Below are 24692 nucleotides of genomic sequence, written 5' to 3' on the forward strand. Positions count from 1 at the left end.
TCGCTGTCATTGAGCGTCGTCATAGGTCGTCGTTATAGGCAGCGGGCCAGCGTTTCGAAGACCCGCGCAACGGCTTCAGCGCCAGGATCGACGACACCTTCCAGTGCACTGTCGGGCACATAGGCGGCACGTCCCGCTCCGGCGCGGGAGAGCGTTGCCGTATGCGCGGCGCCCTGGCGCGCTGCCTGGGCCGCGTCGGCGAGTGTGCCATCGTTCTGGAGTGCCTGGAGCGCGGGGATCAAGGCGTCCAGCAGGGTACGATCGCCGGGCTGGGCGCCGCCATAGGTCTGCATGCGCTCGACCCCTTGCCACAGGCTGTCGACCAGGTTGCGCTGTTCGAGCGCGGTTGCCGTGGCGGTCATCAGGATCGACAGCAGTACCCCGCTTGAGCCGCCCATGCCGGTAGCCAGGCATTGTCCAAGGCCTGCGAAGAGTCGCTCGGGGTGTGCGGTATTCAACCGGCCTGCCGTCAACGCCTGCTCGATGGCATCGGCGCCCTCCACCAGGCTACTGCCGGCATCGCCATCGCCGCTTTGGGCATCGAGCCCGTCGAGATCGTCACGTGCATCGCGCAAGACACTAAGCACCTGAGTAAGCGCCGCCGTGACGTGCTCCGCCTGGGGCGCATCGTCTTGCAGTGCGCCATTGCGGGCGGTGAGGTTGGGCGTGAAGGTGTCCGGCTGACACACGTTCTGGATGCCGGGCCAGGCGGGCGCATCGGTAGGCGCTTGCAAGGCCGTGCGCAGGGTGTCGTCGATGGCCATCAGCGTCACCGAGAAGCCGTGCATATCCAGCGAGGTCATCAAGGGCGCGGGGCCGATGAGCTGGGTCAGTCGTGCCGGGCTGAGTTCATCGATCAAGCTGGCGGCCAGCACCCCCATCTCCTGTGTCGAACAACTCCCGAGGTTGTTGAGCAGGGCGATCCAGCCGTCGGTGTGACCGCGCTCCTCGAGGGTTGTCGCGAGGGGCGTGACGACGTGGCTCATGGCGTCGCGTGCACTATCCGGCACGATATGCCGGGCGCCCGGTTCGTTGTGGATGCCGAGCCCCAGTTCCGGGCTTCGATCGGGACGCGCTTGGTCTGGCAGGGTGGCTGGCGTGAGTGCCATGCCCATTGAGGCCATGCGCTCGCATGCATGTTGAGCGAGCGCTTGAATATTCTCCAGCGCGTCTTGCTGCTGCGCGTGATAGCCGGCGATCTTGTGAATCAGCAGCGTACCGGCAAGGCCGCGCGGTTGCGGTGTATCGGGCAGAGAAATATCGTCGGCGACGATGACCATGGCGACCTTGAGGCCCTCGCGACGTGCATGCTCGGCGGCCAGCCCGAAGTTGAGCCGGTCTCCGGTATAGTTCTTGACGACCAGCAGGCAGCCGGCCGGTCCGCAGACCTCGCGAATGGCGGCGAGCACGGCATCCATGCTGGGCGAGGCGAACAGGCTGCCGGAAATCACCCCGGTCAGCATGCCGTCGCCGATGAAGCCGGCATGTGCAGGCTCGTGTCCTGCGCCGCCACCGGAGAGCACCGCGACTTGTCGCTGGCCGAGCGTATCGCGATCCCAGTCGCGACGAATCAGGATGCGTACGCCGCTTTGAGGTTCGGCAATACGCAAGGGGGCGAGGTGGCCGGCGGCATAGAGGACGTCGACGACGACGCGTGAGGCGTCATTGAAAAAATGTTGCATGAGCGGGCTCCATGATCGAGCTGGGCGGTGTCTCGATCATGGTGGCCCGGCTAGATCAGTGCAACTTCATGCGTGGACGCAGGTAGCGATTGAGGCCGTCGACGACGACGGTCATGCCGGTTTTGACCACGCCATGGATGGCCATCTGGTGCATACGATAGAGCGAGGCGTAGAACAGCTTGGCCAGGCGCCCTTCGATGAACAGGCTGCGTGCCGAGGCGCCTCGCATCAGGCTACCCACGGCCTCGAAGTGGGCCAGCGAGATTAACGAGCCACGGTCGCGAAACACGAAGGGTTTGAGAGGCTTGTCATCCATGGCCGCACGTAGGTTGCGATACAGCAGGGTAGCTTGCTGATGGGCCGCTTGCGCGCGCGGTGGTACGCGCGTGTCGTCTGGCTGGGGGCAGGCGGCGCAATCACCGAAGGCGAAGATGCGTTCGTCGTCGAGACTCTGCAGCGTCTGGTTGACCTTGAGCTGATGATTGCGCTCGGTGGCAAGGCCCAGTTCGGAGAGAAACGCCGGTGCGCGAATACCTGCCGCCCAGACGTTCAGGTCGGTGGCGATGCGCGTTTCGTCGGCGGTAATGAAACCGTGTTCATCGGCGCAGGTCACGCGGGTGTCGACGTGGATCTGCACGCCGAGCTTTTCCAGTTCCTTGTGCACGGCTTGGCTGATGCGTTCGGGGAGCGCCGGTAGAATGCGTGGTGCCGCCTCGATCAGATGGATCTCCAGCTTGCCGCTGTCCATGGCGGTGAAGCCGTAGCTGTGCAGCATCTTCGAGGCACCGATCAACTCTGCGGCGAGCTCGACCCCGGTGGCGCCGGCGCCGACCAGTCCCACGCTCAACTTGGGATGGGTACGGCGTTCGGGGTCGCTGTAACGCAGAAAGGTGTTGAGCATGTTCTGGCGGAAGTTTTCGGCCTGCCCGGGGCTATCGATGAAGTGGCTATGCTTGGCAACGCCGGGGGTGCCGAAGTCGTTGGAAACACTGCCCAGCGCCATGACCAGATAATCGTAGTCGATGGTGCGGGCGGGGAGGATCACGACGCCGTCGTCGTCGATGATCGGTGCCAGCGTAATGGTGCGGTTGTCACGATCGAGGTTGCTCAGCGTGCCGCGCTGGAAGCGATAACCGTGCGCTTTGGAATGACCTTGATAGGAGACTTCGTCGAGGCTGGAGTCGAGCGCGCCCGTGGCTACTTCGTGTAGCAGGGGTTTCCAGATATGGGTGGAGTTACGGTCGACGAGCACGATCTCGGCACGTTGGCGCTTGCCGAGCTTGCGCCCCAGGCGAGTAACCAGTTCGAGACCGCCGGCGCCGCCACCGACCACCACGATGCGGGGTGTGGACATACTGACTCCTGGAGAAAAACATTGAAAAGGTTTGAAACATGGGTCGCCAGGGTCGGGCATCGCAGCGGAACGGCAAGGGCACGAAACGCACGATGGTGAGCTGTGCGTCGTGACGAGTGGGCGCTGGCGCCTGGTGTCGGCGACGTCTGCATATAGAATAACGCTGTTCGCGTACCAAGAACACCGTGGAACATACGCGACGCCGGGTTTTTGCGTAATATTACATGCATAATGATAGGCGCTTTCTGGTTCAAGGAGACAATCATGCCGTCCAGCGAGATACATTCCGCTCTCGAGGGCATTCGGCTCGTGGTCTTCGATCTCGACGGAACGCTGATCGACTCCGTGCCGGATCTGGCGGCAGCGGTCGACGGCGCGCTCCGCGAGCAGGGATTACCCGAAGTCGGTGAAGCGGCGGTGAGAGGCTGGGTCGGCAACGGCTCTCGCAGGCTCGTCGAGCGAGCGCTGTATGCCGTCGGTGCGCAAGACATGGAGCTCGAGGCCGCGCATGAGATTTTCTTACGGTACTATCGGCAGGCGCCATGCCGATTGACGCACGTCTATCCCGGTGTTCGCGAGGCACTCGAAGCGCTTGCCGCACGCGGTGTGACACTGGGGCTGATCACCAACAAGCCAACGGCGTTCATCGCCCCTATTCTAAAATGCCTGGATCTTGAGCGTTACTTTGCGCTGACCCTGGGCGGCGATGCATTGTCGACCAGGAAACCCGACCCGGCGCCGCTGTTGCATCTGGCGGACCGGCTCGAGATCGCGCCGAGTGCCTGCCTGATGGTGGGGGATTCACGCCACGACGTGGAAGCCGGTCGGCGGGCGGGTTTTCGTACATTGGCGGTGCCATATGGGTATAATCACGGCGAGCCGGTGGCCGCGAGCCAGCCGGACGTCATGGTTGAATCGCTGGGGGAACTCGTCTAGTGTTTTCCGATGCTGGCGTCTATTACGCTAAGCCTTTGATAATCGTCTGCTATAACGGATAGCGTTTCATGGATCTGGATGCTACCTCATTTCGTAGAGCTCATGCGTTGATGCGCACAGTCAAACGCTGGCGATGGTGATGCTCGCCGACGCGTCCGAGTGTCGGCCTCATGCGGAAGTGCGAATTCGTCACGACGTAGACTCTCACCAAAGGAATGCAGGGCATGATGACCCCCGAACGCTTCACCGAGCTGGCCCAGGCCGGCTATAACCGTATCCCCGTGACCCGCGAGGTGCTCGCGGATCTCGACACGCCGCTCTCTACCTATCTCAAGTTGGCCGATGCGCCCTGGACCTTCCTGCTCGAGTCCGTGCAGGGCGGCGAGAAATGGGGGCGTTATTCGATCATCGGCTTGCCGAGTCGCGAACGCATCGAAGTGCGCGGCCAGATGGTACGTCATATCGCCGACGGCGAAGTGCTCGGTGTGACCGAAGTCGATGATCCGCTGGCGTGGATCGAGCAGTTCCAGGCGCGCTTCAAGGTGCCGCAGGTCGACGATCAGCCGCGTTTCGATGGCGGCCTGGTGGGTTACTTCGGCCACGATACCATTCGCTATATCGAACCGCGCCTGCGCGGCGTGGAAAAGCCCGATCCCATCGGGGTGCCGGATATCCTGCTGATGGTCTGCGATGAACTGGTGGTTTTCGATAACCTTTCCGGACGTCTGACGTTGTGGACGCACGCCGATCCCGATGCGACGGACGCCTATCCGCAGGCCCTGGAGCGTCTCGAGGCGCTGGAAATGAAGCGGCGCAGTGCCACGCTCAACACTGTCAATCCCGGCACTGGTGGACCCGCGGTAGAGGAGGGGCACTTTACCTCAGGGTTTACCGAGGCGGGCTTCAAGGATGCGGTCGAGCAGATCAAGGAATACGTGCTGGCCGGCGATGTCATGCAATGCGTGCCCTCGCAACGCATGACGATCCCGTATCGCGCGGCGCCGCTGGATCTGTATCGCGCGCTACGCAGTCTCAATCCGTCGCCCTACATGTTCTTCTTCAACCTCGACGATCATCACGTGGTCGGGTCGTCGCCGGAAATCCTCACGCGTCTGGAAGATGGCGAAGTCACGGTGCGTCCCATCGCCGGCACGCGGGTGCGGGGGCAAAGCGAGGCGGAAGACAAGGCGCTGGAGGCCGAGCTGCTTGCCGATCCCAAGGAGATCGCCGAGCATTTGATGCTGATCGACCTGGGCCGCAACGACGTAGGACGCATCAGCGAAACCGGCTCGATCGAGGTCACCGACAACATGGCCATCGAGCGCTACTCGCACGTCATGCATATCGTCTCCCACGTGACCGGCAAGCTGAAGCCCGGTATGTCGGCACTCGACGTGCTGCGCGCCACCTTCCCGGCGGGCACGCTTTCCGGGGCTCCAAAATTCCGCGCCTTGCAGATTCTCGACGAGCTGGAGCCGGTCAAGCGCGGGGTATACGGCGGCGCGGTCGGCTATCTTTCCTGGCACGGCAACATGGATACCGCCATCGCCATTCGCACGGCGGTCATCAAGGATGGTCAACTACACGTGCAGGCCGGCGCGGGAATCGTCGCCGACTCGGTGCCTGAGCAAGAGTGGCAGGAAACCCTCAACAAGGGCCGCGCGCTTTTCCGCGCGGTGTCGATGGCCGAGCGTGGTCTCGACAATCTCGGTTGAGGTGGTTGAATGTTGAATAAGGACGAAGACAGCGCTGCGTGATGACGTAGCGCCGTGTAGGACACGTTCAGCGAGAAGACGAGTTGTTGGACGACTTCTTGCGGTAGTCCTGATACTTGTCGGCCATTTGCTTGGCCGTTCGCTTTGCCTTCTCGCGGTTCTCGGGCTTCCGGAGCCAGTTGGCAATGGCGGCGCCTATCATGCGTTTCATCGTTGCCCCCTGCGAATGAGGAATGTCTCTAAGCCATGTCTCTAAGTATAGACATGGCGTCTTTCGGTGGCGAGATCAAGTGCCAGTCGTGGCCGTGCCGTCAATGCTCGGCACGGCACACCTTGTGCGCAGTGGCTCCAACAGGGAGGCCGTTTGAGGCGTTAGCCTCCCACCAGTGACATGGCCTGGTCGCTCACCATCCCACAGGCTTTCTCGCCGACCTTGTCGCCCAGAGACGCCAGGTTGAATTTTTGATCGTCGCCTTGAAGGATGCCGCTCAGGCCTTGTTGGTAATCATCGTCATTGGTGGGTTCAGAATTTACGCCCAGCTTATCCATGACTTGGTCCTTCGCGATATCGGCGGTACTGCCGAGGTAGCCGTTATCTTGGCAATAGCTGATCACGCCCGTGAGATTGGTAAGGCTCCCGGGATTGAAGGAACCGCTGGATAGCGTGCTTAACAGGCTGGTGCTTCCATTGCCTCCACCGCCACTGCCGGACATCATGTCCGTTGCTTCATCTTTCATGCTGTCGAGAGAAAAAGCCTGTGCCTGCCCAATAGATATGAGGCCGAGAAAGCCGGCGAGAGCGAAGCTTTTAAAACGTGTATCCATGCAATCGTATCCATGTCAGTAAAGATAAAGAGCGGTCTCCTACATATGTAGCACGTAGGAGGCATCCTTGTGACCAGCGGTCTATAGCGATGTTCCTGCTGGAAGATCATTCGCGCACGGTCATCTCCGCGCTATCGGTAAGCATACGTGACAGTTAGAGGTTCATGTGGTGGGTAGGACGTGGCTTCGATCTGGCATTTCCAGACGCCAAGGACGGCTGCGCGCGCTTGACATGGCCCGTGGCGCGCGAGCATTATTGAACCATGAATATACTAGATCCGACATTCGGTCCCATGAAGTGGTGGTGCTCCTGAGCGAGGGGCGGCACGCTTGCGACTGAATAAAATGCCGCCGTCAGGGCGGCATTTTTGTGTCTACTGTTCCCTGCACGGCTGGCATATCCTTATGAGCCGCCCTGGATAATATTCTGGGTAACGATCTGACCCACAAAGAATGAATTCCATAGAAATTAGGATTTTATCGCCATGTCCGTGCTGATGATCGATAATTACGACAGCTTTACCTACAACGTCGTGCAGTATCTGGCGGAGCTGGGGGCAGAGGTCGTCACCTACCGCAACGACGCTATCACTCTCGAGGAGATCGAGCGCCTGGCGCCGAGTCATCTGGTGATCTCGCCGGGACCGTGCACCCCCAATGAGGCGGGCATTTCGCTCGAGGCCGTGCGCCATTTCGCAGGCAAGCTGCCGATTCTCGGCATCTGTCTGGGACATCAGGCCATTGGCCAAGTCTTTGGCGGCGAGGTGGTGCGGGCACCGCAGGTCATGCACGGCAAGACCTCGCGGGTCGAGCACGATGGCCGTGGCGTGTTCGATGGCTTGATCAATCCGCTCGAGGTGACGCGCTATCACTCGCTGGTGGTGGCCGAGCAGGGACTGCCGGAGTGCCTCGAGATCTCGGCGCGCGTCGTGGCCGATGACGTCACGCCTGGCCTGATCATGGGCATGCGCCACAAGACGCTGGATATCGAGGGCGTGCAGTTCCATCCCGAATCGATCATGACCCGTCAGGGCCACGAGCTTCTGGCCAACTTCCTGAAACGCCGCGCGTAACGAGGAGCGAAAGATGCAGATGCGAGAAGCCATCGGCGCGGTGATGCGTCATCGCCACCTGAGTTTCGACGACACCCACACGGTGATGAAAGCGATCATGACCGGTGAGGCCAGCGACGCCCAGATTGGCGGTTTTCTGATCGGCCTTTCGATGAAGGGCGAGACGGCCGACGAGATCACGGCCGCCGCGCAGGTGATGCGTGAATTGATGCTGCCGGTGGAGATCGACCGCACCCACCTGGTGGATATCGTCGGCACGGGGGGCGATGGCGCCAACCTGTTCAACGTCTCGACCGCCTCCAGCTTCGTGGTCGCCGCAGCGGGCGGGCGTGTCGCCAAGCACGGCAATCGTAGCGTGTCGTCGTCTTCCGGAAGCGCCGACTTGTTCGATGTGGCAGGTATTTCGCTGGACTTGCCCTCCAACGAGGTGGCGCGCTGCATCCAGGAAGTCGGGGTCGGTTTCATGTTCGCGCCCATGCATCACCAGGCGATGCGCCATGCCATCGGCCCGCGTCGCGAGATGGGCGTGCGCACCGTGTTCAATATCCTCGGGCCGCTGACCAATCCCGCCAATACGCCGAATCAGCTATTGGGCGTCTACGATCCTGCGTTACTGACGATCATGGCGGAAGCCTTGAAGCGGCTTGGCAGCGACCATGTGCTGGTCGTCAATGCCGAGGACGGTCTGGACGAGATTTCCTTGGCCGCGCCGACGCACGTGGCCGAGTTGCAGGATGGCGAGATTCGCGAATACACCATCGCGCCGGAGGATTTCGGCATCGAACGCCAGTCGCTGGCGCCGCTGAAAGTGGTGACCGCCGAAGATAGTCTCAAGCTGGTCCGGGCCGCGCTGGTGGGCGAAGGTCCGGCGGCGGATATCGTGGCGCTGAATGCGGGGGCGGCGCTTTATGCTGCCGGGGTGGCGGACACGTTGAAAGAGGGCGTGCTCCTGGCGCAGGATGCCCAAGGGTCCAAGCTGCCGTTGGAAAAGATGAAAGAACTCGCGGATTTCACGCGCATTCTGGCCCATAAGGACGATCGCTGATGAGCCACGAACACGACACCGGCCTGCCGACGATTCTGGCCAGGATTCTGGCACGCAAGGACGACGAGATTCGAGAGCGTCGCGCGCGCGTCAGCGAGGCACAGCTTCTTGAACGGGCACGTCAACAAGCCGCCCCGCGTGGCTTCGTCGCCGCGCTCGAGCGTTGCATTGCGGCGGGTGACCCGGCGGTGATCGCCGAGATCAAGAAGGCTTCACCCTCCAAGGGCGTCATCCGCGAGGACTTCCAGCCGGACCAGGTCGCCAAGGCGTATGCCGAGGCCGGTGCCAGTTGTCTATCGGTATTGACCGATGCCGACTTCTTTCAGGGCCACGAGCGTGACTTGCAGGCGGTGCGCGAGGCCTGTGCATTGCCGGCGATCCGCAAGGACTTCATCGTCGACTCTTATCAGGTCAGCGAAGCGCGGGCCATCGGCGCGGATTGCATCCTGCTGATCGTCGCGGCACTCGACGACGCTCGCCTGCAAGCATTGCACCAACAAGCCCATGAACTGGGGATGGACGTGCTGGTAGAGGTCCATGATGTCCATGAACTGGAGCGTGCCCTGGCGCTGGATTTGACATTGGTAGGGATCAACAATCGGGATCTGCGTACCTTCGAGACATCGCTTGCGACGACCTTCGAGCTGCTGCCGCGAATTCCGCCGCATGTCACGGTCGTTACCGAGTCGGGCATTCACACGCGCGACGATGTCGAGCACATGCGCGAGCATGACGTGAATGCCTTCCTGGTCGGCGAAGCCTTCATGCGCGAGAGGGATTTCGGGAGTGCGTTGCGCCGCCTTTTCTTCTAGACGCTCATTCGTCAGCTTCTTACTACGTCTGCCATCGGGCCGCCACGTGCGGCCCGATGGCGTTGCGACTTTGATGCGTTGCGGGGCACTCAGAATTCGGGCGAGTCGGGGTAGACCAGACTGATCAGGGTATCCCCGGCACGAGGGGTGAGCGGCGTCCTGTCGTTGGCGATCCGAATGCGGCCGTTGGGGCCGATGCAGAATAGGATCAACAAGCGATTCTGGTGCACCTGGCGATAATTGTCGATGCTGAAATGGGCGCTCAGCTTGGCCTTGCGGATCTCACCGCCACGGTAGATGACGCTCGAGAGCTGGGCATAGGTCACGTCTTCGCCGAAGACCATGGGGAGGTGATCCAGCGCCTGTTCTTGATGGCGATGGGCGTGCTTGCTGGTGCCTGCCGCGAGACGGAAGACCTTGCCGTGCCCCAGCACATGCTCGAAATGCAGGATCGCCAGGTTGTTGAGTTCGCGATAGGGCGACAGTGGCAGCAGGTGGCCGATACCGGTCAGTTCGAGATGCTGCGTGGCATGCTCGGAGAGCGGGTTGCCGTAGTAGACGGGCAAGCCGGCCATGCGCGCTTCCTGCACGGCGTCCCAGCTATTGTCGGTCAGGCGTACGGTGAAACCTGACTCTTCCAACGCCTTGGCGATGGTGCGAGCCACCGGATTGGCACCGATGATCAAAAAGCCGGTGGGCGGCGGCTCGCTGACCTTCAGTGCCAGTGCAATGGGGCGTGATAGGAGGCTTTGCACCACGACGGTGCTGATGATGACCAGAAAGGTCACCGGCACCAGCATTTCTGCGCCCGGCATGTTCAGGTTCTCGAGCTTGAGGGCGAACAGCGAGGCCACGGCGGCGGCGACGATGCCACGCGGCGAGAGCCATGCCAGCAGCGCTTTTTCTCGCCAATTGAGGCGAGTGCCCAGAGTGCAGACCCATACCGCCAGAGGGCGGGCCACGCCCACCAGGATGAGCAGGAACGCCCAGGCGGGCCAAGAAAGCTGCGCCAACTGATCGACGGTCAAGCGTGCGGCGAGCAGGATGAAAAGCCCCGAGATCAACAGCAACGAGAGCGTTTCCTTGAACTCGATGATCTGCTGCGTGGGCACGCCGCGCATATTGGCCAGCCATACGCCCATCACCGTCACGGTCAACAGCCCCGATTCGTGAAAGAGCATGTTGGAAAGCGTGAACAACGACAGCATGGCCATCAGCGTGCCGAAGCTGTGCAGGCGCTGCGGTAACCAGTGGTGGCGCAGTACGCGGCCCCACAGATAGCCTCCCAGGCCGCCGAGACCGAAACCGATCAGTGCCGTCTTGGCGAATAATACAAGGGTATAAGTGGCGGCCCCGTTGGATGCGCCCAAGGCGACGAATTCGTACACCAGCACCGCGCCGATGGCCCCTACCGGGTCGATCAGTATGCCTTCCCAGCGCAGGATCTGCGAAAGGTGCTCGCGGGCGCGCAGCGTCTGCAACATGGGCAACACCACTGTCGGCCCCGTCACGACCAGCACGGCCCCCAGGACGCTGGCCATTTCCCACGACAGTCCCAGCGTATAGCGGGCCGCGACGATGCCGATGATGCCGGTGACCAGTGCGCCCCAGGTGACCAGCCGGCGCACGATGTGGCCATGGCCGCGCAGGTCGCCGAAGTCGAGCGTCAGGCTGCCTTCGAACAGGATTACCGCCACTGCCAGTGAGACGAGCGGAAATAGCAGGTCGCCGAGCAGCGCGTCGGGCTGGAGCAGACCGGTCATGGGGCCCATGATGATGCCTACGATCAAAAGCGGCAGGATCGCCGGCAATTTGAGACGCCAGGCCAGCCATTGGCAGATCAGCGCGAGCAGGCCGATCAAGGTCAGGTCGACGGCAGCGTGCTCCATGGTCGCGCTCCTTGGAGTGTACGAAAGCGCGAAGCCTAGCGTCGCCTCACGCTAGTTGCAATGCACGGCAAGCGTTAATGATGAATGTGTCGACATCGCGACTGGATGCCCCGTTATGGCGTATCTCGTTGCACCGTATTGGTGTACGTGGGTTCAGCGATTGAATAGCCACAACAGGGCCGATACGAACACGCTGACCAGAATCATGGTGGTGATCGGAAAATAGAACGCAAAGCCCTCGCGTTTGATGGCGATATCGCCGGGTAGATGCCCGAGCGGCAGCTTGGAAAGCCAGGGCCACAGCAAGCCGATGACCACGATGGCCAGGCCGATGAAAATAAGCGATCGGGACATCGTCGACGCCTCAAGATCGGGTGCGTTTGAGTGCCGTCAGCAAGCCCTGTAATGGATGCGGCAGGTCGGCATCGGAGAGACGCTTGGCCTGGCTGCGGCATGAGTAGCCGGTGGCCAACAGGCGCCCGGCATTGGCGTCGTCCTCGACCGGCGCTCGCCACGAGAGGTCGTAAATCGCCTCGGAGGTTGCGCGGTTACGGGCTTCGTGTCCGTAGGTGCCGGACATGCCGCAACACCCGGTAGCGACGCTTTCCAGGTTCAGTCCGAACGTCGCGAACACTTGTTGCCAGGCCTGGGTAGCGCCCGGCGCGTTGGTCTTTTCGGTGCAGTGCGTCAGCAACTTGTAGCCAGGATCCTCGATCGTCGGCAGGCTCGTGGGCGGCAGAGTACGTCCCAGGGACAGCAGCCACTCCTGCAGCAGCAGTACGTCGGGCACGGCCTCGGGCCCCAGCGCCTTGACGTATTCCTGACGGTAGGCGAGCGTCATGGCCGGGTCGATGCCCACCAATGGTACGCCGAAGTCGGCGAGCGTCTTGAGCCGTCTCGCCTGGGCCGTGGCGGTCTTTTCGAACGCGCCCAGGAAGCCTTGCACGTGAAGCGGCTTGCCGTTGGCGCGAAAGGGCGCCACGAAAACGCGAATGTCCAGCCGCGAGAGCAGCTCGACGATATCCATCACCAGCTTGGCCTCGAAGTGGCTGGTGAACGCATCCTGAACGATGACTACGCTGCGCGCCTTCTGGCGTTCGGTCAACAGGCCCAGCGCGGTGGGCGTGGCCTCGGCGATGCCCCAGGCCTTGAGTTGCTTGGCGAGACTCGCCCGAGACAGACGCGGGGTATCGACCATGCCCAGCGGCCCGGCGAGCAGGCGCTCTGCCAGGCGTGTGTTCAGCAGCGCGTTATACGCAGGTGCCACTGGCTTGAGATAGGGTACGAAGAATTCCAGCGAGCCGATCAGATAGTCGCGTGGCGGACGCAGGTAGCGATTGTGATAGAGCTCGAGGAACTGCGAGCGAAACTCGGGGACATTGACCTTGATCGGGCACTGGCCGGCGCAGGACTTGCACGCCAGGCAACCGGCCATGGCGTCATACACCTCATGGGAGATATCTTCTTTCCCGCGTCGCTTGCGAAGAGTATTGCGCAGGCGACGCGGAAAGGCCTTGGTGGCGCCCCAGAGGCCTTCGGCTTGCTTCTGGCGTGATTCCTCGATGACATCGATGCCGGCCTGATCCTGCAAGCGCAGCCATTCGCGCATCAAACTGGCGCGCCCCTTGGGTGAGTGCACGCGTTCGCGGGTAGCCTTCCACGAGGGGCACATGGCGTCATCGGGATCGTAGTTGTAGCAGGCGCCGTTGCCGTTGCAATAGACTGCACTGGCATAGTGCTGCCAGACCCGCTCGTCGATCTGGCGGTCGCTTTGCCCTCGAGTCGGCACGCCGTCGATGGTCAGCAGACCGGGATCGACCCACTTGACCGGCTCTGCCTCGGGAGCAACGGCTTCATCGGAAGCGGCCCCTTGCGAAGGCGCTGTGGACCCTTCCGTGGGCGCTACATTTGCCTTCCCTGGCAAATGACCTTCGCTACGTCCCGCTTCCGACGCATTGTCATCGGCCACGATGGGGTCGCTGTCGTCGGGAGGGATAGCTGTACCGGCGTCTTCGGATCGGATGAAAAGCGGCGTAGCGATCTTTCCCGGATTGAGCTGATTATGTGGGTCGAACGCTGCTTTGAGACGCTGCAGGCTGGGATACAGCTCACCGAAGAACTGGGGCGCGTATTCCGAACGCACGCCCTTGCCGTGCTCGCCCCACAGCAGGCCGTGATAGCGCTGGGTCAGAGCGGCGACCTGGTCGGAAATCTCGCGGATCAGGGCTTCCTGCGCCGGGTCTTTCATGTCGATGGCCGGGCGTACGTGCAGCACGCCTGCATCGACATGGCCGAACATGCCGTATTCCAGTCCGTGAGCGTCGAGCAGGGCGCGGAACTCGGCGATGTAATCGGCCAGATGCTCGGGTGGTACGGCGGTATCCTCGACGAAGGGAATCGGGCGCTTTTCGCCCTTGGCGTTACCGAGCAGGCCCACCGCGCGCTTGCGCATGGCGTAGACACGACCGATCGCCTCGCGGCCCTCGGCCAGGGTATAGCCCAGACGCTCGACCTGGGTATCGGTGCCGAGGTGCGTACAGAAGGCCTCGACACGTGCTGCCAGGCGTTCGGGGTCGTCGTCGTTGAACTCGATCAGGTTAATGCCGTGGATATCCTCGCCTTCGGCGGGGAAGAACTCGGCCACGCCGTTCCAGACAAAGTCCTCCATGGCCAGCGCCAGCACCTTGTCGTCGACCGTCTCGATGGAGGTTGGACGCGCCTGCGTCTGGGTCGATGAAGAGGCGCCGCTCATCAGCGCCTTGGCGTCGCGCAGGGCGTCCATGAAGCCCCGGTAGCGGACGTTGACTAGTGTCGAGTGCGCCGGGATGGGCAGCACGTTGAGTGTCGCCTCGGCGAGGAATCCCAGTGTGCCTTCCGCGCCGCACAGCACGCTGTTGAGGTCGAAGTCGCCGTTGTCACGATACAGGTGCGCCAGGTCGTAACCCGTCAGGCAGCGGTTGAGCGGCGGAAACGTGGCCGCGATCAACGCACCTTGCGTGTCGGCGATCTCGTGGGCGGTGCGATGCGCCTCGCCGATGCGGTCGTCGCGCGCGCAGGTCTGCGTTAGCGACTCGTCGTTCAGCGGCTGGCTATGCAGGCGTTCGCCACCCAGCAGCAGCATGTCCAGCGCCAGCACATGATCGCGGGTCTTGCCGTATTCGCAGCTGCCCTGGCCGCTGGCATCGGTGGCAATCATACCGCCAATGGTCGCGCGGTTGGAGGTCGACAGATCCGGGGCGAAGAACAGGCCATGCGGCTTGAGGGCAGCGTTGAGCTGATCCTTGACCACGCCGGCCTGGACGCGCACGCGGCGGTTTTCCACGTCGATCTCGAGGATCTGGTTCATGTGCCGTGATACGTCGACCACCAGACCATCGGTAAGCGACTGACCGTTGGTGCCGGTGCCGCCGCCGCGTGGGGCGAGCACGATGGCCTGAAACTCCTCGCGCCCGGCGAGGCGTGCCAGACAGGCGAGATCCTCGGCATCGCGCGGATACAACACGGCCTGCGGCAGGCGCTGATAGATGGAATTGTCGGTGGCCATCACCGTGCGATTGGCGTAGTCCGGGGCGATTTCGCCACTGAAACCGGCCTGGTCGAGCGCATCGAGGAAGCGTAGGTAGGGCGTGGCGGCGCGTTTCGGGGTATCCAAGGGTGCGATCATGAAGTCTCAAGCTATCGGTCAGCGCCGGGCGACGGTTTCTGCGACCGTCTGGCCGTGCGGCGTCGTCGGGACGATACAGTCTGGGGATATTGAGGATACTTTACTGCAGCCTGCCGCGTGACGCATCCCGCCAGTTCGCTCGAGAAGGTGGGGAGCGTGGTGAATGGCGTGGCTTTTCCCTACAATGTGGGCCTATTCACGTGGCTTCATTATTTCTTTTCGACGGATAAGATCCATGCTCGATCCTAAATTGTTGCGCAGCGACCCGGCATTGGTCGCCGAACGACTGGCCCGTCGCGGCTTTACTCTCGACACGGCGCACCTCGAGACGCTGGAATCGCAGCGCCGCGAGCTGCAGACCGAGACTGAACGCCTGCAGAACGAGCGCAATACGCGCTCCAAGGCGATCGGCCAGGCCAAGGCATCGGGCGAAGACATCCAGCCACTGCTCGACGAGGTCAGTGACCTGGGCGAGCGCCTCGACGCGGCGAAAGCACGTCTCGCCGAGGTGCAGGCGCAGTGGGACGCGTTTGCGTCGGCGCTGCCCAATCTTCCCCACGACAGTGTGCCCCAGGGGTTGGATGAAGCCGACAATGTCGAGCTGAATCGGTGGGGAACGCCGGGCACGTACGACTTCGAGGTGCGCGATCATGTCGATCTGGGCGCCAAGTTCGGCTACCTCGACTTCGAGATGGCGGCCAAGTTGACCGGCTCGCGGTTCGCCGTCATGCGCGGTCCCATCGCGCGTCTGCATCGTGCGCTGGCGCAGTTCATGCTCGACAAGCAGACCCGCGAGCACGGTTACGAGGAATGCTACGTTCCCTATATCGTCAATGACGACTCGCTCACCGGCACGGGGCAATTGCCCAAGTTCGGCGAAGACCTGTTCAAGCTGGAAGGGGAGAACGACTATTACTTGATCCCCACCGCCGAAGTGCCGCTGACCAACATGGCGCGCGAGCAGATCTTCACCCCGGCTGAATTGCCCTTGAAGCTGACGGCGCATACGCCGTGCTTTCGCAGCGAGGCCGGCGCCTATGGACGCGATACCCGTGGTATGATTCGCCAGCACCAGTTCGACAAGGTCGAGATGGTGCAAATCGTCGAGCCGGAAACCAGCTATGACGCGCTGGAGGCCATGCGTGGACATGCCGAGGCCATCCTTCAGGCGCTCGAGCTGCCGTATCGCGTGGTCACCCTATGTGCCGGTGACATGGGTTTTGGCGCCACCAAGACTTATGACCTGGAAGTCTGGCTGCCGAGCCAGGAAACGTATCGCGAGATTTCTTCGATCTCCAACTGCGAGGATTTTCAGGCGCGTCGCATGCAGGCCCGCGTACGTCATCCCGAGCAGAAGAAGCCGCAGCTCGTGCACACGCTCAATGGCTCTGGCCTGGCGGTAGGCCGCTGCCTGCTGGCGGTGCTCGAAAACTACCAACAAGCCGATAGTGCGGTGGTGATTCCCCAGGCGCTGCGTGCCTACATGGACGGCGTCGAGCGGATCAACGCCTGACGTCGTCTTGAGCATGCCATTGCCGTACGCGGGCAATGGTATGCCTCGTCACTTGGTTATAACCTTCCAACCAGACGTTCCTTCCTGCGGATAGTCTAGACCCTTATCTTTCTGGCTATATAATTTCGTTTTTTAAGTCGATTCGGGAATAAAAGACGCCATGCCTGCATCTCCCCATGACGCCACATCACGTCAACCGAGCGCCACGCCCGGTTCTGGGCATGTCGCTTTGGTAGGCGCCGGCCCCGGCGATCCCGAACTCCTGACGCTCAAGGCGCTACGCCTTTTGCAGCAAGCCGACATGGTGCTGCACGACCGGCTGGTCAGCGATGAAATCATGGCGTTGGCCAATCCCGAGGCGCGACGGCTTTATGTCGGCAAGGCACGTTCCTCACATAGCGTGCCCCAGGAAGGCATCAACCAGGCACTGGTCGATTGGGCGTGTGCCGGTCATCGCGTGGTGCGACTCAAGGGCGGCGATCCGTTCATATTCGGGCGCGGCGGCGAGGAGCTGGAAACCCTGGCCCAGGCGGGCATTGCCTTCGAGGTGGTGCCGGGCATCACGGCGGCGAGCGGCTGCGCCGCCTATGCGGGGATTCCGTTGACCCATCGCGATCATGCCCAGTCGGTGCGTTTCGTGACCGGGCATCTCAAAAACGGTGGCTGCGGTCTCGAATGGCCGACGCTGGCGCGCCCCGGGCAGACGTTGGTGTTCTACATGGGGCTGGGGACGTTGGCGACCATTCGTCACGAACTGCAGGCGCATGGATTGCCGAGCCGGACGCCACTGGCGTTGATCGAGCAGGGCACCACGGCGCGCCAACGTGTGCATGTAGGCACGCTGGAGACGCTCCCCGCGTCAATGCTGGCGGCCATTGACGCAGGCGATATCCGCCCGCCGACATTGATCGTGGTCGGCGATGTCGTCTCCCTACACGGCACGTTGGACTGGTTCGTGCCCGATGCCGCGACCAGCCAAGGCTGGCAAGACGGTAAGCATCCCACGCCACTGGGTAACGCCTCCAGCGTTTGATTCCAACCGTCTTCCTGCCTTCTTCAAGTGTCTACTCGATCACCGAACGTAGCATTCGATTTCTCTCTTAGTTTCTGAAGTTTTGCACTTAATTGGTGCTTTTGAGACTTTCAAGACCTTCCTGTTGGTGCATGCATATTGTCTAGCTGCGCTAAAACAGTGCGTAAAAGCGCATGCCGTCCCTTTTGTATACTTCTTAACCTCTTGTTTTTTAGGTGTTTTTAAATCTGGTGCACGAGATTGGCACATGCCTTGCGACATGTCGTGTAGACGCCATCGTGCGTCGTCGCTGGATAACACGACAACAGCGTGAGTCGCGCTGCATAACAATCAGATCCGCAAGGAGTCATTCGTGAACAAGATCTCCACTACCACTGCATTGTTGCTGTCAATGGGTATCGCGTTGCCGGCCGCTGCTCAGGAAGACGACACCATCAGGGTCGGCATCCTGCACTCGCTCTCCGGCACCATGGCCATCAGCGAGTCGACGCTGAAAGATGAAATGCTGATGCTCATCGAAGAGCAGAACGAGAAAGGCGGACTGCTGGGCAAGAAGCTCGAGCCCGTGGTGATGGACCCGGCGTCGGATTGGTCGCGGTACGCCGAGCAGGCACGCGATATGCTGACCGGCGACGATCAGGTCGACGTGATCTTCGGCGGTTGGACGTCGGCGTCGCGCAAGGCGGTGTTGCCGGTAGTCGAGGAAGAAAACGGCCTGCTGTTCTATCCGGTTCAATACGAGGGTGAGGAGTCTTCCGAAAACATCTTCTACACCGGTGCGGCGCCCAATCAGCAGGCGATTCCCGCCGTCGATTACCTGAGAAGCCAGGGCGTGGAGCGCTGGGCGCTGCTGGGCACCGACTACGTTTATCCACGCACCACCAACAAGATTCTCGAGGCGTATCTCAAGGACCATGGCGTCGCGGATGAAGACATCATGGTCAATTACACGCCGTTCGGGTTCAGCAACTGGCAGTCGATCGTCTCTGACGTCGCCGACTTCGGCAGCCAGGGCAAGAAGACCGCCGTGGTCTCGACCATCAACGGTGATGCCAACGTGCCGTTCTATACCGAGCTTTCCAACCAGGGCATCAGCGCTTCCGATATTCCGGTCGTTGCCTTCTCGGTGGGCGAGCAGGAACTCAGCGGCATCGATACCGGGCCGTTGGTGGGCCACATGGCGGCCTGGAACTACTTCATGAGCGTCGATAGCGACGCCAACTATGACTTCATCGACAACTGGGTCGAATTCACCGGCGACGACATGGCGGTGACCAACGATCCCATGGAAGCGCATTACATCGGCTTCAACATGTGGCTGGAAGCGGTGCGTGAAGCCGGCACGGCGGACGTGGATGCAGTCAAGGATTCGATTATCGGCGTCACGGTGCCCAACCTCTCCGGCGGCTCCTCGGCGATGATGCCCAATCACCACATTACTAAGCCGGTGATGATCGGCGAAATCCAGGATGACGGCCAGTTCAGCGTGGTCTGGGAAACCTCGGGCAACGTCGCGGGCGATGCCTGGTCCGACTATCTCCCGGAATCGCAGAACCTGATCAGCGACTGGCGCGCGCCGCTGCGTTGCGGAAAGCTGAACGTCGAGTCGATGACCTGTGAGGACGGCGCCGGCGCCGAGTAAGCACGCTGACGGTGGGCGCGCATCGCCCACCGTTTCCTTACACGTCATGACGCCCTGAAGGACGGGGCGCTCCCGAATCGTGCGCCGCGACCGTCGCGGCGCGAGAAGGAATCCTTCGATGACGTCAACTCACGCGACGAATGTTCAACCAAAAAGCGTGACCGTCCCACAAGTCGGCTCCGATCTCCGGCATTGTCTGACGGTCGTGGCCGCACTGCTGGTGTGGCTTGCCCTCGTCTCGCCGGTGCAGGCCGAGGTGACACCGCAGCGTGCCCAGACCTTGCTGCAGGCGCTGGATACCAATGATTTCGATGCCAAGGCCGAGGCCGCACAGGCCATCGCCGCCAGCGACGCGGCACAGAAGACACGCTGGCTGGAGGCGCTTCTCGACGGTCGCCTGGCGCGCGAGCGCCGTGGCGAGCGTTTCTACATCATCACCGATGATAGCGGCCGTGAATGGCCGATCATCGATGCCATTACGTATGAGGATGCCGGGACGGGCTCCCGACGCAGTGTCGATGCGTTTCGCATCAACAACGCGCTGCGTACCCAGTTGCAAGGCCTGATCGCCTCGCTGTCGCTTGGCGCGGGTGACGAGGCCACGCGCCTCGATGCCGCGAAACGCTTGATCGGCGAAGTCGATGCGCAGAGCGTTGATGCGGTCACGACACAGCTCGACAACGAGGAAAGCTCCGCGGTACGCGCCGAGCTCGAAACCGCACTAGCGCTGTATCGCGTGGAGCAGGGCGATGTGACGGCCCTTGAGACGTTGAGCGGCAATCTCGATACCCGCGTGCGCAATTCCCTGACGACGATTGCCAATAGCGACGCTCCGATTGCCGCCGACGCCGAGGAGGTGCTGGCCGGTATCGAGAACAAGCGTGCCTGGTACGAGCGTGGCCAGACGCTGTTCTTCGGCTTGAGCGCGGGCTCCGTGCTGGTACTGGCGGCCATCGGCCTGGCGATCACCTTCGGGGTGATGGGCGTGATCAACATGGCGCACGGCGAGTTGATCATGCTGGGCGCCTACACCACCTGGATGATCCAGCAATTATTGCCCGGTCAGCCGGGTCTGGCGTTGTTGCTGGCGATTCCTGGCGGCTTTCTGGTTGCGGGGGCGTTCGGCATTCTCATCGAACGCAGCGTGATTCGTTTTCTCAAAGGCCGGCCGCTCGAGACGCTGCTGGCGACCTTCGGTATCAGTCTGATTCTGCAGCAACTGGTACGCACGGTGTTCTCGCCGCTCAACCGGCGCGTGAACTCGCCGGACTGGCTGCAGGGGGCGTGGCACCTCAACGAAGCGCTATCGTTGACCCTCAACCGTCTGGGCGTGCTGATCTTCTGCCTGGTGGTGTTCGCCGCGCTATGGGCGTTGATGCGCTATACCCGGCTGGGGCTCGAGGTACGCGCAGTGACCCAGAACCGTGCCATGGCACGTTCGATGGGGGTGCGCGCGGCGCGGGTGGACATGCTGACCTTCGGTCTGGGCGCCGGTGTGGCGGGGCTGGCGGGCGTCGCACTCTCGCAGATCACCAACGTGGGGCCCAATCTGGGGCAGAGCTATATCGTCGACTCCTTCCTGGTGGTGGTCTTCGGTGGCGTCGGTAACCTCTGGGGCACCCTGGTCGCCGGCATGTCGCTGGGCGTGATCAACCAGGTCCTGCAGCCCTGGGTGGGGGCGGTGCTGGCCAAGGTGATCGTGCTGATCGGTGTCATTCTGTTCATCCAGAAACGTCCGCAGGGTCTCTTCGCGCCCAAGGGGCGGACGTCATGAGTATCGCCGCGATGTTCAAACGCAATTCACTGCTCGATGAGCGCTCGACCTGGATCACCAGCGTCGTCCTGATCGTCGGCATGCTGGCGGTGGTCGTACTGCATGCCTTGCCGCCGGATCATGCCTGGCACTTGAACGGCTCCGTCGTCTCGCTGCTCGGCAAGTATCTGACCTACATGCTGCTGGCGCTGGCGGTGGATTTGATCTGGGGCTACTTGGGTATCCTGAGCCTGGGCCACGGTGCCTTCTTTGCCTTGGGTGGCTACGCGATGGGTCTCTACTTGACCGCTCAGCAGTCGCCATTGGCGCCATGGCAGGGTGTCATGGCTCACTTTCCCGTGGCGGCGCTCGGTGTGGTTCTGGCACCGGGGTTGCTGGCGCTGGTGTTTGGCTGGTTGGCGTTTCGCTCGCGGGTCACCGGGGTGTATCTCTCGATCATCACCCAGGCGTTGACGTTCGCGTTGATGCTGGCCTTCAACCGTAACGAGATGGGCATGGGCGGTAGCACCGGGCTGACGCGCTTCGATGAATTGCTGGGCTTTTCGCTGAGCAGCGAGAGCATGACGGTGGCGCTGTTCGTGGCCTCGGGCGTGACGGTTTTGCTGGCCTTCTGGGGTTGTAAGGCGGTCACCCGCTCGCGACTCGGCCGGGTGTGCATGGCCACGCGCGACGCCGAGGCGCGAGTGCGCTTCATCGGCTACCGCGTCGAACACGTCAAGCTGGCGGTGTTCGTGCTGTCGGCGATGATTGCGGGTATCGCCGGCGCGCTCTACGTGCCCCAGGTAGGCATCATCAATCCCAGCACCTTTGCACCGTTGTTCTCCATTGAGGTCGTGGTCTGGGTCGCATTGGGCGGCCGCGCCACGCTTTATGGAGCGTTGCTTGGTGCGCTGGTCGTCAATTATCTCAAGACGCTGCTGACCGGTGTGATGCCGGATGCCTGGCTGTTTCTCCTGGGCGGCTTGTTCGTGGTGGTCACCATGTTCCTGCCGCAGGGCGTGGCGGGCTTGATGACACATCTGCGTCGGCGTCGGGAGGTGGCCACATGAGCATGACGAATGTAGAACGCCTGCGCGAGTTCGCGCGTCCCGACCGTGTCTTCGATTTCATGGCACCGGCACGTTCGCCCGTCGACGTGCGCCATGGGCCGATTCTCTATCTCGAGGATGTCAGCGTGAGCTTCGACGGCTTCAAGGCCATCGACGACCTCAACCTGACCATCGACGACGGCGAACTGCGCTGCATCATCGGCCCCAACGGCGCCGGTAAGACCACCATGATGGACATCATCACCGGCAAGACGCGGCCCGATCGTGGCCAGGCCTGGTTCGGCAGCCGCCATAACCTATTGCAGATGGACGAGCCGCAGATCTCCAATCTGGGCATCGGGCGCAAGTTCCAGAAACCTACCGTGTTCGAGGCGTTGTCGGTGAGTGCCAATCTCGAGTTGGCGATGGCCGGCGACCGACGCGTGTGGAAGACCTTGCTGGCGCGTCTCGATCACGAGGGGCGCGAGCGCATCGACGAGGTGCTGGAGACCATCGCCTTGAGTGCCGAGCGCGACCGCCTGGCGGGAGTGCTCTCGCATGGTCAGAAGCAGTGGCTGGAGATCGGCATGCTGCTGATGCAGCGCCCGCGCCTATTGCTGGTCGACGAACCCGTGGCCGGCATGACCGAACCGGAAATGCACCGCACGGCGGATTTGATGACGCGCCTGGCTGGCCAGCAGTCGGTGGTCGTCGTCGAGCATGACATGGGCTTCGTGCGCTCCATCGCCCGCACCGTCACCGCCCTGCATCAGGGCAGCGTGCTGGCCGAGGGCAGCATGGACGAGGTCGCCAACGACCCGCGGGTGATCGACGTCTACCTGGGCGGCGACGACGACGCAGCCGATACGCGGGAGGAGGGATAATGCTCAGTGTCGACAAGCTCAACCAGTATTACGGCGAGAGCCATATCCTGCGCGATCTCTCGCTGGAGGTGCCGGAAGGGCGCTGTACCTGCGTGATGGGCCGCAACGGCGTGGGCAAGACGACCTTGCTCAAGGCCGTCATGGGCGAGGTGGCGGTGCGCGAGGGTCAGGTACGCTTCGCTGAAGAGGACCTGCTCAAGCGCCGCCCGGAGACGCGCGCCGATCTGGGCATTGGCTACGTGCCGCAGGGACGCCAGATATTCGCCACGCTGAGCGTGGAGGAAAACCTGCGCATCGGTCTGCCGGCGCGACGTAAGCGTTTACAAGACGGGTCGGAACGCGGAGTTCCCGAGCGTATCTATGAACTTTTCCCGGTACTCAAGGAAATGCGCCATCGCCGTGGCGGCGATCTTTCCGGTGGCCAGCAACAGCAGCTGGCAATCGGCCGGGCGCTGGTGATCGAGCCGCGTCTGTTGATCCTCGACGAGCCCGGCGAAGGCATTCAACCCAATATCGTCGCCCAGATCGGCGAGGTGATTCGCCGTCTCAATCGCGAGGACGGCCTCACCGTGTTGCTGGTCGAGCAGAAGCTGCCGTTTGCGCGCAAGTACGCCGATCTCTTCACGATCATGGATCGCGGCCAGACGGTCGCCGGTGGCGCAATCGGCGAGCTCGACGACGACCTGGTCAAACGGCATCTGACGGTATGACTCACTACGAATCGCCATCGCATCTTGCTGCCAGTGAGGCGACTGCCGCGAATGCCTCCGGGCATCGTTTCGACACTCAGCGGCACTGGGCGGCATCGCTGTCTCTGCGGTTCGCCGCGCGCGGCGGGCGGACACGCATGACGCGAGCGCGTCACCATGGCCCCTTGCGGGTGCAGCGGCCGTTCTATCCCGAAACGGATCATGTCGCCGAGCTTCACTATGCCAAGTACTCGTATGCCAAGCCCCCGTATGCTGAGTTCCCGTATGCCGAGCCGTGTCATGTGTATCTGTTGCATCCGCCGGGCGGATTGGTCAGCGGTGACGAACTGCGTATCGAGGCCGAGGCCGAGCGCGGCGCGCATGCCCTGCTGACCACGCCGGCGGCGACAAAACTCTACCGTGCCGATCGCAATGGCGTGAGCTGGGGGCAGCACACGCATCTGAGCGTGCAACCGGGTGCGCTGCTCGAATGGCTGCCGCAGGAAACCCTGTGTTTCGACGGCGCGCGCGGCCAGCAGAGCACGACCCTGGATGTGCAAGGCGATGGGCGCTGCGTGGGCTGGGAAGTCCTGGCGCTGGGGCGCCCCGCCAGCCAATTACCGTTCGTCAGCGGCCGGGTCGAACAACGCTTCGCCTTGACGCGTGACGGCCAACCGCTGTGGCTGGAACGCCAGCCACTCGATCCCGCGCATCCGCGCTTCCAAGGCGCTTGGGGACAAGGTGGACGCACGGTGCAAGCGACGCTCTGGGCGGTGGGGTTCGACGACCCTGCCGCGGCTATCGAGATCCTGCGCGAGCAGTTACCGAGTTCGGCGCAGTGGGCGGTCACCCAGCGACTCGACGTGCTCTTGCTGCGCTATATCGGCGATTCCCGCAATCAAGCCTGGGACCTGTGCCAACAAGCCTGGGAATTGCTGCGCCCCTGGCTGTGCGGGCGCGAAGCATGTGTGCCGAGGATTTGGATGACTTGAGGGCTCGGGCTACGCCCGAAGCTGGAAGAGCGGCGCTGGCGCGCCTGAAGAGGGAAGCGGGAAGAAAGGTCAAAAGCGAAAACCCGCTATGGGTGGGAGTGATGGGCATCGAGCGTCATGCTGCCGAAGCCCGAAGCCCGAA

Annotated in this window: 20 protein-coding genes; 13 read left to right on the forward strand and 7 right to left on the reverse strand. The window is 62.3% G+C overall.

The window, feature by feature from the left end:
* Positions 1-32 precede the first annotated feature (32 nt).
* Together OP496_RS12595 and OP496_RS12600 are read right to left on the reverse strand one after the other, a co-directional pair.
* Positions 33-1682, reverse strand: coding sequence for a dihydroxyacetone kinase subunit DhaK (locus OP496_RS12595; RefSeq protein WP_280563996.1), 1650 nt, complete (start codon positions 1680-1682; stop codon positions 33-35).
* A 55-nt stretch (positions 1683-1737) separates the two neighbouring features.
* Complete coding sequence (locus OP496_RS12600; protein WP_280563997.1) at positions 1738-3036, reverse strand: NAD(P)/FAD-dependent oxidoreductase; 1299 nt, start codon at positions 3034-3036, stop codon at positions 1738-1740.
* Between the two features lie 264 nt (positions 3037-3300).
* On the opposite strand from OP496_RS12600, the gene OP496_RS12605 reads away from it, so the two are divergent.
* Positions 3301-3972 carry a phosphoglycolate phosphatase gene (locus OP496_RS12605; RefSeq protein ID WP_280563998.1) on the forward strand — a complete coding sequence of 224 codons (672 nt, stop codon included), beginning with the start codon at positions 3301-3303 and terminating at the stop codon, positions 3970-3972.
* 227 nt (positions 3973-4199) lie between these two features.
* Entirely contained in the window at positions 4200-5687 is a 1488-nt protein-coding gene (trpE, locus tag OP496_RS12610; protein ID WP_280564028.1) for an anthranilate synthase component I, read from the forward strand.
* A 67-nt stretch (positions 5688-5754) separates the two neighbouring features.
* Here trpE and OP496_RS12615 read toward each other — a convergent pair whose 3' ends face one another.
* Both OP496_RS12615 and OP496_RS12620 read right to left on the reverse strand, forming a co-directional pair.
* Positions 5755-5898: a hypothetical protein gene (locus OP496_RS12615; protein WP_280563999.1), complete on the reverse strand. Its 144-nt coding sequence runs from the start codon at positions 5896-5898 to the stop codon at positions 5755-5757.
* 161 nt (positions 5899-6059) lie between these two features.
* The gene (locus tag OP496_RS12620) at positions 6060-6512 is read right to left on the reverse strand and encodes a DUF2501 domain-containing protein (RefSeq protein WP_280564000.1); all 453 of its coding nucleotides are present in this window, start codon (positions 6510-6512) and stop codon (positions 6060-6062) included.
* A gap of 485 nt (positions 6513-6997) precedes the next feature.
* Between OP496_RS12620 and OP496_RS12625 the strand changes: the two genes are divergently transcribed.
* From OP496_RS12625 to trpC, 3 genes are read left to right on the forward strand one after another with little or no spacing between them, the layout of a single operon-like run.
* Positions 6998-7585, forward strand: coding sequence for an aminodeoxychorismate/anthranilate synthase component II (locus tag OP496_RS12625; RefSeq protein ID WP_280564001.1), 588 nt, complete (start codon positions 6998-7000; stop codon positions 7583-7585).
* A 13-nt stretch (positions 7586-7598) separates the two neighbouring features.
* Complete coding sequence (gene trpD, locus OP496_RS12630) at positions 7599-8630, forward strand: anthranilate phosphoribosyltransferase (protein WP_280564002.1); 1032 nt, start codon at positions 7599-7601, stop codon at positions 8628-8630.
* Positions 8630-9442: an indole-3-glycerol phosphate synthase TrpC gene (trpC, locus tag OP496_RS12635; protein ID WP_280564003.1), complete on the forward strand. Its 813-nt coding sequence runs from the start codon at positions 8630-8632 to the stop codon at positions 9440-9442. Before trpD ends, trpC begins: the two co-directional genes overlap by 1 nt.
* 89 nt (positions 9443-9531) lie before the next feature.
* Here trpC and OP496_RS12640 read toward each other — a convergent pair whose 3' ends face one another.
* The 3 genes from OP496_RS12640 to OP496_RS12650 all read right to left on the reverse strand — a co-directional run bounded on the left by OP496_RS12640 (position 9532) and on the right by OP496_RS12650 (position 14995).
* Positions 9532-11331 carry a sodium:proton antiporter gene (locus tag OP496_RS12640; RefSeq protein WP_280564004.1) on the reverse strand — a complete coding sequence of 600 codons (1800 nt, stop codon included), beginning with the start codon at positions 11329-11331 and terminating at the stop codon, positions 9532-9534.
* A gap of 153 nt (positions 11332-11484) precedes the next feature.
* Positions 11485-11685 carry a DUF2905 domain-containing protein gene (locus OP496_RS12645; RefSeq protein WP_280564005.1) on the reverse strand — a complete coding sequence of 67 codons (201 nt, stop codon included), beginning with the start codon at positions 11683-11685 and terminating at the stop codon, positions 11485-11487.
* 10 nt (positions 11686-11695) lie between these two features.
* Entirely contained in the window at positions 11696-14995 is a 3300-nt protein-coding gene (locus OP496_RS12650) for an FAD-binding and (Fe-S)-binding domain-containing protein (protein WP_280564006.1), read from the reverse strand.
* Between the two features lie 235 nt (positions 14996-15230).
* Here OP496_RS12650 and serS point away from each other — a divergent pair, with 235 nt between their 5' ends.
* From serS to OP496_RS12690, 8 genes are all read left to right on the forward strand, one after another.
* Positions 15231-16508 carry a serine--tRNA ligase gene (serS, locus tag OP496_RS12655; protein WP_280564007.1) on the forward strand — a complete coding sequence of 426 codons (1278 nt, stop codon included), beginning with the start codon at positions 15231-15233 and terminating at the stop codon, positions 16506-16508.
* Between the two features lie 160 nt (positions 16509-16668).
* Positions 16669-17541, forward strand: a complete 873-nt coding sequence (gene cobA, locus OP496_RS12660; protein ID WP_280564008.1) for a uroporphyrinogen-III C-methyltransferase — start codon at positions 16669-16671, stop codon at positions 17539-17541.
* A 391-nt stretch (positions 17542-17932) separates the two neighbouring features.
* Positions 17933-19183, forward strand: a complete 1251-nt coding sequence (gene urtA / locus OP496_RS12665; protein WP_280564030.1) for an urea ABC transporter substrate-binding protein — start codon at positions 17933-17935, stop codon at positions 19181-19183.
* Positions 19184-19301: 118 nt separating this feature from the next.
* On the forward strand, positions 19302-20957 hold the full coding sequence (urtB, locus tag OP496_RS12670; RefSeq protein ID WP_280564009.1) for an urea ABC transporter permease subunit UrtB: 1656 nt from the start codon (positions 19302-19304) through the stop codon (positions 20955-20957).
* Complete coding sequence (gene urtC / locus OP496_RS12675) at positions 20954-22006, forward strand: urea ABC transporter permease subunit UrtC (protein WP_280564010.1); 1053 nt, start codon at positions 20954-20956, stop codon at positions 22004-22006. The genes urtB and urtC overlap by 4 nt, the downstream gene beginning before the upstream one ends.
* Positions 22003-22869 carry an urea ABC transporter ATP-binding protein UrtD gene (urtD, locus tag OP496_RS12680; protein ID WP_280564011.1) on the forward strand — a complete coding sequence of 289 codons (867 nt, stop codon included), beginning with the start codon at positions 22003-22005 and terminating at the stop codon, positions 22867-22869. Before urtC ends, urtD begins: the two co-directional genes overlap by 4 nt.
* On the forward strand, positions 22869-23579 hold the full coding sequence (urtE, locus tag OP496_RS12685) for an urea ABC transporter ATP-binding subunit UrtE (protein ID WP_280564012.1): 711 nt from the start codon (positions 22869-22871) through the stop codon (positions 23577-23579). The genes urtD and urtE overlap by 1 nt, the downstream gene beginning before the upstream one ends.
* The gene (locus tag OP496_RS12690) at positions 23576-24550 is read left to right on the forward strand and encodes an urease accessory protein UreD (protein ID WP_280564013.1); all 975 of its coding nucleotides are present in this window, start codon (positions 23576-23578) and stop codon (positions 24548-24550) included. The genes urtE and OP496_RS12690 overlap by 4 nt, the downstream gene beginning before the upstream one ends.
* Positions 24551-24692 lie beyond the last annotated feature (142 nt).

Origin of the sequence: Chromohalobacter sp. 48-RD10, assembly GCF_029889785.1 — a bacterium.
Taxonomy (GTDB): Bacteria; Pseudomonadota; Gammaproteobacteria; order Pseudomonadales; family Halomonadaceae; genus Chromohalobacter.